This is a genomic window from Pseudomonas sp. 30_B, from assembly GCF_017491605.1.
In the GTDB taxonomy this organism is placed as follows: Bacteria; Pseudomonadota; Gammaproteobacteria; order Pseudomonadales; family Pseudomonadaceae; genus Pseudomonas.
This window is the reverse complement of sequence record NZ_JAFGYY010000004.1, coordinates 279489-291122: the sequence shown is the minus strand read 5'-3', so window position 1 is coordinate 291122 and position 11634 is coordinate 279489. Positions and strand designations below refer to the sequence as shown.

At 66.3% G+C, this 11634-nt stretch carries 13 protein-coding genes; 8 read left to right on the top strand and 5 right to left on the bottom strand.

All coding sequences use genetic code 11. The annotated features are described in order from the left end of the window. A partial coding sequence (gene greB, locus J5M67_RS06475; RefSeq protein WP_207884495.1) for a transcription elongation factor GreB occupies positions 1-413 on the top strand: 413 nt, incomplete at its 5' end. Between the two features lie 84 nt (positions 414-497). On the opposite strand, the gene J5M67_RS06470 is transcribed toward greB, so the two are convergent. Beyond that, positions 498-818, bottom strand: a complete 321-nt coding sequence (locus J5M67_RS06470) for a hypothetical protein (RefSeq protein ID WP_207884494.1) — start codon at positions 816-818, stop codon at positions 498-500. A gap of 193 nt (positions 819-1011) precedes the next feature. Here J5M67_RS06470 and thpR point away from each other — a divergent pair, with 193 nt between their 5' ends. Then, positions 1012-1530: an RNA 2',3'-cyclic phosphodiesterase gene (thpR, locus tag J5M67_RS06465; RefSeq protein WP_207884493.1), complete on the top strand. Its 519-nt coding sequence runs from the start codon at positions 1012-1014 to the stop codon at positions 1528-1530. Here thpR and J5M67_RS06460 read toward each other — a convergent pair. Beyond that, entirely contained in the window at positions 1516-2400 is an 885-nt protein-coding gene (locus J5M67_RS06460; protein WP_207884492.1) for a LysR family transcriptional regulator, read from the bottom strand. The two genes, thpR and J5M67_RS06460, sit on opposite strands and share 15 nt — an antisense overlap. Before the next feature lie 93 nt (positions 2401-2493). On the opposite strand from J5M67_RS06460, the gene J5M67_RS06455 reads away from it, so the two are divergent. Beyond that, complete coding sequence (locus J5M67_RS06455; RefSeq protein WP_207884491.1) at positions 2494-3522, top strand: YeiH family protein; 1029 nt, start codon at positions 2494-2496, stop codon at positions 3520-3522. 64 nt (positions 3523-3586) lie between these two features. Here J5M67_RS06455 and J5M67_RS06450 read toward each other — a convergent pair whose 3' ends face one another. After that, positions 3587-4021: a DoxX family protein gene (locus tag J5M67_RS06450; RefSeq protein WP_207884490.1), complete on the bottom strand. Its 435-nt coding sequence runs from the start codon at positions 4019-4021 to the stop codon at positions 3587-3589. Between the two features lie 117 nt (positions 4022-4138). Further along, positions 4139-5563 (bottom strand): transglycosylase SLT domain-containing protein, encoded by a 1425-nt coding sequence (locus J5M67_RS06445; RefSeq protein WP_207884489.1) that lies wholly within the window; start codon positions 5561-5563, stop codon positions 4139-4141. Positions 5564-5787: 224 nt separating this feature from the next. Between J5M67_RS06445 and J5M67_RS06440 the strand changes: the two genes are divergently transcribed. From J5M67_RS06440 to J5M67_RS06420, 5 genes are all read left to right on the top strand, one after another. Continuing rightward, a complete protein-coding gene (locus J5M67_RS06440; protein WP_207884488.1) occupies positions 5788-6588 on the top strand; it encodes a TatD family hydrolase in 801 nt (266 codons plus the stop codon). A 137-nt stretch (positions 6589-6725) separates the two neighbouring features. Further along, positions 6726-8204 carry a methyl-accepting chemotaxis protein gene (locus J5M67_RS06435; protein WP_207884487.1) on the top strand — a complete coding sequence of 493 codons (1479 nt, stop codon included), beginning with the start codon at positions 6726-6728 and terminating at the stop codon, positions 8202-8204. A 112-nt stretch (positions 8205-8316) separates the two neighbouring features. Further along, positions 8317-8676 carry an Mpo1-like protein gene (locus J5M67_RS06430; RefSeq protein WP_207884486.1) on the top strand — a complete coding sequence of 120 codons (360 nt, stop codon included), beginning with the start codon at positions 8317-8319 and terminating at the stop codon, positions 8674-8676. A 137-nt stretch (positions 8677-8813) separates the two neighbouring features. Beyond that, positions 8814-9260: an oxidoreductase gene (locus J5M67_RS06425; protein WP_368735920.1), complete on the top strand. Its 447-nt coding sequence runs from the start codon at positions 8814-8816 to the stop codon at positions 9258-9260. 5 nt (positions 9261-9265) lie between these two features. Further along, positions 9266-10831 carry a diguanylate cyclase gene (locus J5M67_RS06420; protein ID WP_243434521.1) on the top strand — a complete coding sequence of 522 codons (1566 nt, stop codon included), beginning with the start codon at positions 9266-9268 and terminating at the stop codon, positions 10829-10831. Here J5M67_RS06420 and J5M67_RS06415 read toward each other — a convergent pair. Next, positions 10828-11628, bottom strand: a complete 801-nt coding sequence (locus J5M67_RS06415) for an acyl-CoA thioesterase II (protein ID WP_207884485.1) — start codon at positions 11626-11628, stop codon at positions 10828-10830. The genes J5M67_RS06420 and J5M67_RS06415 overlap by 4 nt on opposite strands. Positions 11629-11634 lie beyond the last annotated feature (6 nt).

Sequence of the window (11634 nt, the reverse complement as noted above, 5' to 3'; positions counted from 1 at the left end):
AACTATGGAACGTGCGCAGGCCGCAGGTCACCCAGTCGGTCAGTGAAGCGGCGGCGCAAGGCGACCGCTCGGAAAACGCCGAGTACACCTACGGCAAGAAGATGCTGCGCGAGATCGACAGCCGCGTGCGCTTCCTGCGCAAGCGCCTGGAAAACTGCAAGGTGGTGAGCGAGCGCCCGGCCGACCCGAACAAGGTGTACTTCGGCGCCTGGGTCACGCTGGAGGACGAGGACGGCGAGCAGGCGCGCTATCGCATCGTCGGCCCGGACGAACTCGACCTGCGCAACAACCACATCAGCATCGACTCACCGCTCGCCCGCGCATTGATCGGCAAGGAGCTGGACGCTGAGGTGATGGTGCGCAGCCCGTCGGGCGAGAAGATGTGGTTCGTGGTGGAAATCGAGTATCCCTGAAACTGGGAAAGCACCGTGCCCCTGTAGGAGCGGGCCATGCCCGCGATCGCGCCCATGGGGCGCTCCTACAGGGAGCTTCAGCGCTCAGAGCGACTGCGGCCGCCGGGTGATCAGCCCCTGGCGGGCGACGCGGGTCAGCTCGCGAACGGTGGACTCCAGCTGCTCGGCACTGGGCGCCTGGACCACGGCGAAGTCGAAGCTGTCGGAAGCGAAGCGGGCGATATCGGCGACGGTTTCGGCGAACTGGATCAGGAAGGTACGCGAGCCGTTCCAGCGCTTGGGCCAGCCATCGAGGTAACGGACGAGGGTGGGCTGGTGATTGCCGCCCAGGAGAATCTTCGGATTGCGGCGCACCAGGCCGGTGGTGATCGGGGTCAGGCGCACATGCGGGTTGGGACAGGTCATGGTGTCACGTCTCCGCCTCAGGGGTCCTGCTGGACGCGGCGAGAGGCACACCGAACCAGCGCTTTAGCGGTATTTCGATGTCAGCCATCGCTGCATCCGCGCCCCGCAAGTTGCTACTTAAATCGGCGCTGAGCGGCATCCTAGATAAGCCCCGGCGATACTGTCAAGGCGACTTCAGTCAAGGAAACCCACGATGAGCACACCCCCGCTGCGGCTGTTCTTCGCCCTGCCCTGCCCACCGGAGCTGGCGCAGGCGATCTGCGCCTGGCGCGATGGCCTGCACCTGGACGGCCAGAACGTCGCGCAGGCCAACCTGCACCTGACCCTCGCCTTCCTCGGTGCCACTCCTCGTGGCCGCAAGGCGGAATTGCTGGCGCTCGGCGAGAGCCTGCCGCGCCGCGGTTTCACCTTGCAGCTGGACCAGCTGGCACGCTGGAAGAACGGCATCCTGCACCTGGCGCCAAGCCAGATTCCCAGCGAGCTCCACGAACTGGTGCAAGCCCTGCGCGAAGCATTGCAGGCCCACGCCTTCGAGATCGAGCAACGCCCCTTCCATCCGCACCTCACCCTGGCACGACACGCCCACAGCCTGTCGGCGGCACAGCCCGCCTTCGAGTTGCCGGCCCGCGCGATCACCCTGTACAGCTCGGAAAACAGCCCGACCGGCGTGCGCTATCGCCCACTCGGCGAATGGCCGCTAGACCACCCCTGACTGCGCGTAATCGAGGAAGAGCCGCAGTCCTGCCGTGGGGAACTTGTCGATATGCAGTGCCAGGAAGAACGTGCGGCGCAGCGGCCCCAACGGGTTGTCCAGGCGCACCAGTTCACCCCGCGCCAGTTCCGCCTGCACCACACGCTCCGACAGGCAGCCGATCCCCGCCCCGCGTCCGACCAGATGCTTGATCGCCTCGGCGTTGCTGATTTCCAGCGGCGCGTTGACGCTGCCCAGGCGCGGCAGCACCTGTTGCTCGAAGGTGACGCGGGTGCCCGAGCCGGCCTCGCGCAGGACCCAGCGCGCGGCCGCCAGATCCTTGAGGGTGACTTGAGGGGCTTGTGCCAGTGGGTGATCCGGCGCGACCACCAGCACCAGCTCGTCGCCGGCCCAGGGCGTGAGCTGAATCTGCGGATGCTGGATCGGCGCCTCGATGAAGGCGACATCCAGACGAAACTCGGCCAGCGCCTCGATCACATCGCGGCTGTTGGCAACCTGCAGTTGCAGGCGGCTGTCCGGCAGTTCGGCGAGAAAGCCTGCCATCACCTGCGGCAATACATAGCCCCCGATGCTGCGGCTCGCTCCCAGGCTGAGCTGTACCGGCGCGGACTCGAACAGGTTTTCCAGCTCCTCGCCCTGGGCCAGCAACGCACTGGCCTTGGGATAGAAGGCACGGCCGTTGTCGTTCAGCGCCAGGCGCTTGCCGCTGCGATCGAACAGCCGCGTCCCCAGGGCTCGCTCCAGCTCCTGCAACGCCTGGCTCGCCGCCGACTGCGAAAGCGCAATGCGGGCGGCCGCCTGGGTGACATTGCCCAGCTCGGCGATGGCAGTGAAGGTCGCCAGTTGGCGAAGGGTGATGCGAGGTCCCATATCGAAAAAACCGGTCAACCCAATAAGAACAATCCGTTTTTACACTAAGCAGGAGCGCGGCACCATGGCTTCACCTTACACAAGGAGCCTTTCATGGACGCTCTACGCCGCCTGCCCTACTACCTGCCCGGTGCCCTGCTCTGCCTGGGCATCGCCTTCGGCTCGCGCCAACTGATGGAAATTCCCACGCTGCAGCACCTTGGCCTCGGTAGCCTGACGCTGGCCATCCTGATCGGCTTGCTGGCCGGCAACCTCGGGCTCGCCCGTTTCGGCGGCATCCGTCCAGGAGTGGACCTGTCCCGCCAGCAACTGCTGCGACTGGGCGTGGTGCTCTACGGCCTGCGCCTGACCTTCCAGGACATCGCCGCCCTCGGTCCGGCCGCGCTGGTGATCGATGTGCTGATGGTCGCCAGCACCCTGGGCATGGCCTGGTGGATCGGTGAACGATGGCTGAAGCTGCCGCGCGAGAGCGCCCTGCTGATCGGCGCCGGCAGCGCCATCTGCGGTGCCGCGGCGGTGATGGCAAGCAGCCCGGTACTCAAGGCGCGCGCCGAGCACACCGCCGTCGCCGTGGCCACCGTGGTGCTGTTCGGTACCCTGGCCATGCTGCTGCACCCGCTGATCTATGCGGCCCTGCCGAACCTGTTCGGCAGCGAGCAGGCATTCGGCGTGTTCACCGGCTCGACCATCCATGAAGTGGCCCAGGTAGTCGCCGCCGGCCGCGCCATGGACCCGGCCGCCGCCGACGCCGCGCTGATCAGCAAGATGCTGCGGGTGCTGCTGTTGGCTCCGGCGCTGCTGATTCTCGGCCGCGTCGGCTGCGCCGAAGCCGCCGAGCCGGGCCAGCGCCGCAAGCTGCACATCCCCGGCTTCGCCGTGGGCTTCCTGCTGGTTACCGGGCTGCGTTCGCTGGGCTGGGTACCCGAAAGCTGGCTGGCACCGCTGCAACAACTGGATGATGTGATGCTGGGCATGGCCATGGCCGCCCTGGGCCTGGCCACCCGCCTGGGCGACCTGCGCAAGGAAGGGCCGAAGCCGCTGCTGCTGGGCGCCGGGTTGTTCGTCTTCCTGCTGGTTGGCGGCGGCCTGATCAATGGCGGCGTGCAGTACCTGTTCCACTGATTCGGGCAGACAAAAAAGGGCGGCACCCACAGGTGTCCGCCCTTTTTCGTTACTGCATTCGCGATCAGCTGGACAGCTTGCGGTCCAGGGAGAACGGGCCGGCGCCGCTGATCAACAGGGCAACGCTGATCATGATCAGGGTAAAGGCGTATTCGTAGCCATTCGCCTGGATGAAGAAGCCATTGGCCGCATGCACGCTGAACACCGCCACCAGCATCGCAATGATCAGCGGGATGCTCGCCAGACGCACCAGCAGGCCCAGTACCAAAGCCAGACCACCGAAGAACTCGGCGCTGCCGGCCAGGGTGGCCATCAGGTAACCCGGGGTCACGCCGATGGATTCCAGCCAGCCCGCCATGCCCTGCAGACCAGGGCCGCCGAAGGCGCCGAAGAGTTTCTGCGAGCCGTGGGCCATGAAGGTCAGGCCAGTGGTGATGCGCAGGACAGCAAGACCGGCGCCAGCATTGGTGGACAGGATGGATTTGATCAGCGAGTTCATGGTGATTCCTTGTGCAGAGGAGAGTGGGCCACAACCGTGGTTGCTTGGGGATCAATATAGCCAATTATTCCGATACAAAAAGCGCAAAATTGCACTGATAACTATCGAATTAATTAATTACTTCTTGATCGCTGCCACGCTCTCTCGTGGCTCCAGGCCATCACGTTCGCGCTGATATGCAAGATAGTACTTGTTGACGCTGCTGACATAGTTCACCACGCCTATGCCCAGCTGCTCGGCCGCCACCCGCTCGACCTGGAAGAACCACTGGTTCGGGTTGAGCCCCTGGCGCTTGGCTTCCGCGCGCAGGCTCTGGATTCGCTCGGGGCCAGCGTTGTACGCCGCCAGCACGAAGGCCATGCGATCGCGCTCGCTGATGCGCGGGCTGGAGAAGAAGCGCTTGCGCAGCATCGCCATGTAGCGGCTGGCGGCCTGCACGTTGCTCTCCTTGTGGTGCACGGAGTCCACGCCCACGGCACGGGCGGCCGCCGGCGTGATCTGCATCAGGCCGGTTGCGCCACCGCTGCCACGCGCGCCGGCATCAAGGTTGGATTCCTTGAAGGCCACCGCCGCCAGCGCCAGCCAGTCGAGACTGCTCTGCTCGGCGAAACGCTGCAGGGTCGGACGTACCGCTTCCAGACGCTTGCGATCGGGTGCCACCAGCGGATTGCGCACCTGGTAGGCGCGGCGATAGAGGCGCTGGAAGGCGCTGTCCTGGTCCGCCGGCGCACGATAGCCCTTGAGGAAGCCGTTGACGCTGGCGCGCAGCATCGGCGCATCGCGGCGCACGTACCAGGTCATGCTCTCGGTATTGTCCAGCACCAGATGCCGGTCGATGCGCAGCTTGGTGAAGACCTTGGCCCAACGCTCGGCAATGGGCTGCTCGACCACGGTGTAATTGAAGATACCGGCCTGGACCATCTCCAGTACGTCCTCCACGGCCAGCGAGGAGTCGGTCCACTCCAGCACCATCGGCGCCATCCGCCGCTGCGCCAGGCGTTCGTTGACCCGCTGGATGGCATCCCCCGCCGCGCTGCCCGCCGGCAAGGTGACGGTGCGGCCGGCAAGCTGCTCCAGGCGTACGAAACGGCGGTTGCCCTGTTTGGTCACCAGCACCAGCGGGACATCTTCCTTCCACGGCAGGCTGGCGCTGACATTCTGCCCGTCGCGGGCCAGCAGTACTTCGCCGGGAGCGACCAGGTCACCCTCGCCGCGCTGCAGCGCACCGAGCAGTTGATCCTTGGCCTTGGGAATGAATTTGATGGTGAGCGACTTGCGCCCCGGGGCGGAGTCGTTCAGGTACTGTTCGAAGGCGCGCAGGCGGCGATATTCGACGCCAATGGGCTCGCCCTTGATCTCGCCGGAGCTGTTGCGGCTCTGGTTGACCAGGACGCGGAGCACACCGCCGGAGCGAATGCTGGCCAGGTCGTGGAGGCTACCGCTGTCCTGCTCCCAGTTTTCCGGCTGGGTCGTCAGGCGCGCAGCCGCCGGCAGTGGCGTCAAAGCCACGAGGCACAGCAGTAGCAGCAACAGTCGGGTCATCCAGCTCTCCGGGGGCTCGCACTCGGCGAGGGGCCGGTTAGAGTGCGGTTTCGGCCGGTAGTTCCCGGCCGCCAAGGGCGCGCAAGACTCTCACAGGAAGGGCTCAGTACCAACCCGAAACTTCCGATATATCTTCGGAAAAACCCTCAACCTGCTGTTTTTGATGAATTTTCGTCTGAAAAGCGGCGTTTGCTATGCTCCGTTTCCGGACAAAAGGAAGAAAAATGCAACTGATCGACATCGGCGTCAACCTCACTCACCCCAGCTTTGCCGCGGAACGTGAAGCAGTCCTCGCCCGCGCCGCCGAGGCTGGCGTCGTGCAGATGGTGCTGACCGGCACGAGCCTGGACGACAGCGAACAAGCCCTGGAACTGTGCCGGCAACTGGACGAAAGCCAGCGTCTTTACTGCACCGCGGGCGTCCACCCGCACGAGGCCAGCCACTGGGACAGCGGCAGTGCCAAGGTGCTGCGCGGCTTGTTGCAGGAAGACCGGGTGCGCGCCGTCGGCGAGTGCGGGCTGGACTTCAACCGCGACTTTTCGCCGCGTCCGATGCAAGAGAAGGCCTTCGAGGAACAGCTGGCCCTGGCGGTGGAGCTGCAGCGCCCGGTGTTCATCCACGAGCGCGACGCCGCCGAACGCCTGCTGGCGATCCTCAAGGATTTCCGCGACAGGCTGCCCGCCGCCGTGGTGCATTGCTTCACCGGCGAGCGCCGCGCGCTCTACGGCTACCTCGACCTGGACCTGCACATCGGTATCACCGGCTGGATCTGCGACGAACGCCGGGGCACCCACCTGCAGGAACTGGTGAAGGAGATTCCCGCCGGCCGCCTGATGCTGGAAAGCGATGCGCCCTACCTGCTGCCGCGCACGCTGCGGCCCAGGCCCAAGCACGGCCACAACGAGCCGGCCTTCCTGCCGGAGGTGCTGGCGTGCGTGGCACAGCATCGCGGCGAAAGCCCCGAGGAGGTCGCCGCCCACACCACCGATTGCGCACGACGCTTCTTCAACCTGCCCACAGTCTGAAGGCGCTCTCAAGATAACCGTCCATCGGCCGCTAACCCGGGTGTGGAAGGCGGCTTGATCCCCATCAATGGCCAGCCTTCATCCTTTTCATGACAATGGCGGCACCTTGCCATCATTCGACCGACAAGAAGACAACCATGGCCGCCTGGATCCGCGACATTTCCCTCAAATACAAATTTTGGGCCGTAAACGCGGTCGCCTTCGTCACCACCCTGCTGCTGGTGCTGTTCGCCATGCACCAGGAACTCGACGCCCGCAACCAGCAGGCACGCCAGGGTGCCGAGGCCCAGGCCCAGTTGCTCAAGAGCTGGCCGGCGGGTACGCCGCTGCCGTCCTCCGCCAACCTCGTCGGCTTTGCCGCCGGCAGCGCACCGCAGATTGCCGGTATCGACGGCTCCGCCCTCTCCCGCGCCAATGGCTGGGTCGACCTGCAGGGCGCCCGGAGCCGTGCCGGTGCACTGGCCGGCGCCTACGTGCAGGACCTCGGCAATGGCCAACGGGTCGCCGTACTGGCAACCGGCGCCGACTTCTGGGATGTCTTCGAGGTTCGCGCCCTGCCCTACGCCGGCGCCGTGCTGATTCTGATGCTCGCGCTGCTGGCCGCCTCGCAGTTGCTGATCCGCTTCATCCTTACCCACCTGCTGACCCTGCGCGACGTGATGCTGCACGTGGAAAAGAGCGGCGACCTGTCCGCCCGCGTGCCGCTGGAAAGCCGCGACGAGGTCGGGCAGATGGCCACTGCCTTCAATGCCATGCAGGGCGGCTACCAGCGCGTCGTCGGCACCGTCGCCCAGGCTGCCGGGCGTCTCGACGAAGGCGCGCGCAGCCTTGCCAACACCATGGGCCAGGTGCGCCAGGGCATGCTCGGCCAGCAGAGCGAGACCGACCAGGCCGCCACCGCCATCAACGAGATGTCCACCACCGTCCACCACATCGCCCAGCACGCCGCCGACACCCGAGACCAGTCGCAGGAAGCCGATCGCCTGGCGGGCAACGGCCAACAGGTGGTCGGCCGCGTCGGCCAGTCCATCGCCGGCCTGTCCCAGGGCGTGCAGCAGACCGCCGAGATGATCCAGCAGCTGGCACAGGACAGCCACAAGATCAGCAGCGTGGTCAGCGTGATCCACGGCATCGCCGAGCAGACCAACCTGCTCGCCCTGAACGCGGCCATCGAAGCCGCCCGCGCCGGCGAGATGGGCCGCGGCTTTGCCGTGGTGGCCGATGAGGTGCGCAACCTGGCCAAACGCGTGCAGGACTCCACCGACGAGATCACTCAGATGATCACCGCCTTGCAGTCCGGCACCCGCGACGCCGTGGAGTTCATGCAGGAAAGCTCGATCAAGGCCGACGGCTGCGTCGAGGAAGCCCGTGAAGCCGGTGAAGCCCTGGCCGCCATCGCCGCCGCCGTGGCACAGATGCGCGAGAGCAATACGCAGATTGCCGTGGCTGCCGAGCAGCAGAGCCAGGTCGCCGAGGAAATGACCCGCTCGGTGGTGGGCATCCGCGACGTTACCGAGCTCACCGTGCAGCAGACCGTGGACTCCGCCGGCACCAGCCATCAGCTGGCGGACCTGGCCGGCGAACTCAGCCGCGCGATCCGCCAACTGCGCCTGTAAGCCCTATCAGGCGCATAGCCAGCGCCCATTGGCTGCCCTTTTCGGCCACGACCTAGACTTCCGGTAGATGCCCGCCGCCCGCGGCGGGCCTATATCGCACAGGAGTCCGCCCATGGCCAAACGTCATCCCAACCTGCTCGCCTGGCAATGGCGGGGCTATGCGGCCAACCACCGCAATCCCACCAACCTGGCACTGCACATCCTCGCCGTTCCGCTGTTCATCCTCGCCGCGGTGATTCTGGTCAGCGCCCTGCTGCGCCTGCACCTGAGCGGCGTCGCCCTGGGCGTGATCGGCATCGTCGCCTCCCTGGCGATCCAGGGGCGCGGCCACAAGCTCGAAGAACAGCCGCCGGAACCCTTCGCAGACCGCCAGGATGCCATTGGCCGGCTGCTCGCCGAACAATTCATCACCTTTCCCCGCTTCGTACTCAGCGGCGGCTGGTGGCGCGCCTGGAAAAATCGGCGGCGCTGACGACGAGCGGCATTTCGGCCATTCAAGTCATAGGGGTATTCGCCGCTATAATCGTCGAAATTACGTCGTGAGCGGTCGAAATGTCGGTTGTTCGTCATTTTTTTGGCTTTTTAGTCTGCCTACTTATTGGCAGCCAGGTGGCGGCGAGTCCGTCCGCATCCCCGCCCCTCGAGCGTAATGTCCTCAGCCTGGCGATTGCCGACCGCCCCGAGGCCGCCCGGCGCCTGAGCCTGGCGGATCTGCAACGCCTCCCACCGCAGACCTACGCCGCCATGCTTCCCGCGGAAGAGCGCATTTCCCGCTGGCAAGGCGTCCCGCTCAACCAACTGTTCGATGGCGCCGAGCTCGGCCGATCGAAACGCCTGCGCGTCGATGCCCTGAACGACTACTCCGCGCTGATCCCCCTGAGCGATCTGGACACCTACCAGCCGATCCTCGCCTATCGCCGCGATGACCATTACATCGGCATCAGCGAGCGCGGCCCCCTGTTCATCATCTATCCGCTGGTGAAGCATCCGGAGCTGCGCACCCAGGTCTACTTCAACCGAACCGTCTGGCAGGTCAGCCGCATTACCCTGGAGTGATCGCCTTGCCCCCTCAGCCTCCCGGGCGTCGCTGGCGCCGCCTGACTTTCGTCGTCCTCTGCAGCCTGATCGCAGTCCTCACCCTGGGTGCCTTTGCCGCCCTCCTGCTGGTCAACCAGCATGCCCGGCAACTGGCGCACCCCGACGCCCACAGCGAGCTGTGGCAGGCCTATCAGGTGCGCGCCGAACTGGAGCGCTCGCTGGACACCGCCCAGGCGCTGCTGGACGGACGCGCGGACAGCGACGCCCTCGCCACCCGCATCGAAGTCCTGGTCAGCCTGCTGGCGCCGCTGCGCACGACCCGGGTGTTCCAGCACCTCGCCGAGCCGCGCCCGGAAGTCGGCGAAACACTCGGGCAGCTCGACCGGCTCAGCACCGACTGGGCCAGGCGCGCGCCCTGGGGGCAACCCGCAGCGGCGCGGACGATCGCGCAGGAGATGCAGCGCCAGTTGCCAGCGCTGCTCGGCCCCGCTCACGACCTCATCGTCGCCACCCACATTGCCCTGACCAACCAGCTCGACGAAGAGCGCCAGGATCTGCAACACGCCTTCAACCTGCTCGCCTGGGTGCTCGCCGGCCTGGGCCTGTGCTGCGTGCTGTTGACCCGGCAGGTCATTGCCAATTCCCGGCGCCGGCAGCGGCTCACCCAGCGCCTCAACGAACTCAACCACTCCCTGGAAAGGCGCGTGGAAGAACGCACCCAGGAGCTGAGCGAACGCAAGGCGCTGCTGCGCTACATCCTCGATACCAGCCCCAGCGACGTGGCGCTGCTCAACGACCATGACGGCCACGCCCATTACGTCAGCCCCGGCCTGCTGCAACGCACGGGCACGGACGACGAGCGCTTCAACCTCGCCCGGCTGTTCGACGACCCCGACGAAGAAAGTCGCTTCCGCCTGGCGCTGGACGAGTTCGGGCAACTCAATGGCTGGGAAACCCGGCTGGCCGGCAATCCCCCTTACTGGGCGGTGGTCTGGGCAAGGCGGCTGGATATCGACGGACAGGCCGCTTCACTGGTGTGGAGCTTCGACATCCAGCAGCGCAAGACGCTGGAACAGGAGCTGCGCCTGCTCGCCAGCACCGACCCGCTGACCGGTCTGCAGAACCGCCATGCCTTCGTCAAACGTGGCGTCAGCCTGCTCAAGAGCGCCCAGCGCCATCAGCGCCGGTGCTCGGCGCTGATGCTCGACATCGATCACTTCAAGCGGATCAACGACACCTACGGCCACGCCTTCGGCGATGCGGTGCTCAAGGCCGTGGCCGGCGAACTGAGCCAGGGCCTGCGCGAGATCGACCTGCTCGGCCGGCTGGGCGGCGAGGAGTTCGCCGCGATCCTCCCGGAAACCGCTCCAGAGCAGGCACTGCAAGTCGCCGAACGGTTGCGCAATGCCGTGCAGGCGCTGTCCTTCAGCACCGAAGACAACAGCCGCCTGCGCCTGACGATGAGCATCGGCGTGGCCGAGTGCCTGCCCGGCGAAGTGCGCCTGGAGGACCTGCTGGCCCGCGCCGACCGTGCCCTCTACCGGGCCAAGGCCGGCGGCCGCAACCGCACCGAGCAGGCGCCGGGCTAGCCGAAGATGGTCGCTGTCTGCCGGCTGATCGCCAGCAGGCGGCCGTCCGGTCCCCAGCAATGCGCGGCGATGTGGCCGTAGCCGTCGCGCGCGTGTTCGATGGTCGCCCGGTACTGGCACCAGCCATCGACCGGCAAGTCCGGCTGCGGCTGGATGAATTCCACAGTCCAGGTCAGCGAGCTGGACGGCGCCGGGCTCTTCAGGTGAGGCAAGGTCGCTGGTGGCCAGGCGTCGATCAGCGCCAGCAGGTGCGACACCTCCAGTGAAGCATCGCCCTTGCCGTCACCGCGAAAACGCATCCAGCCGCCCATTTCGACCTCGCGACTGGACGAGAACGGCATGTGCCCGCGCGCCCAGCGCATTGCGATGTGCTGGGTGAAGGCCGGCATCAGCTTGCGAATGAACGGCAGTTCCTGGCAGTGCTCGGGCTCACGGAAGTCGGGCGCGGGCAGGTTCTCCACCTCGACACTGGAACTGCGCGGTTCGCCGAAGCTGCCCTGCACCAGCGCCACCACCTGACCGTCCTGCACCGCGCGGCAAAACACCTGGCTCACCGACTTGCCCTCGCGCAGCGCCTCGGCCTCGAAACTCACCGGCGTTTCCACCTCGACCGGCCCCACGAAGGTGATCGCCAACGAGCGCACCGGCCGCCCTTCGCGGGTCACAGCACGCATCGCCTCATAGGCCGCCGCGGCCACCAGTCCGCCGAAGCTCGCCCGCCCCTGTGCCCAACTCGTCGGAATGACCACGCTGCGCGGTGCGGCGCGCACCGCCTGTAGCATTTCGGTGAATGTCATGGATCG

Coding starts and splice junctions, on each gene's coding strand:
- J5M67_RS06455 (WP_207884491.1), top strand. CDS start 2,494: ATGGACGCTCTACGCCGCCTGCCCTACTACCTGCCCGGTGCCCTGCTC.
- J5M67_RS06430 (WP_207884486.1), top strand. CDS start 8,317: ATGGCCAAACGTCATCCCAACCTGCTCGCCTGGCAATGGCGGGGCTAT.
- J5M67_RS06435 (WP_207884487.1), top strand. CDS start 6,726: ATGGCCGCCTGGATCCGCGACATTTCCCTCAAATACAAATTTTGGGCC.
- J5M67_RS06445 (WP_207884489.1), bottom strand. CDS start 5,563: ATGACCCGACTGTTGCTGCTACTGCTGTGCCTCGTGGCTTTGACGCCA.
- J5M67_RS06460 (WP_207884492.1), bottom strand. CDS start 2,400: ATGGGACCTCGCATCACCCTTCGCCAACTGGCGACCTTCACTGCCATC.
- J5M67_RS06450 (WP_207884490.1), bottom strand. CDS start 4,021: ATGAACTCGCTGATCAAATCCATCCTGTCCACCAATGCTGGCGCCGGT.
- J5M67_RS06470 (WP_207884494.1), bottom strand. CDS start 818: ATGACCTGTCCCAACCCGCATGTGCGCCTGACCCCGATCACCACCGGC.
- thpR (WP_207884493.1), top strand. CDS start 1,012: ATGAGCACACCCCCGCTGCGGCTGTTCTTCGCCCTGCCCTGCCCACCG.
- J5M67_RS06415 (WP_207884485.1), bottom strand. CDS start 11,628: ATGACATTCACCGAAATGCTACAGGCGGTGCGCGCCGCACCGCGCAGC.
- J5M67_RS06440 (WP_207884488.1), top strand. CDS start 5,788: ATGCAACTGATCGACATCGGCGTCAACCTCACTCACCCCAGCTTTGCC.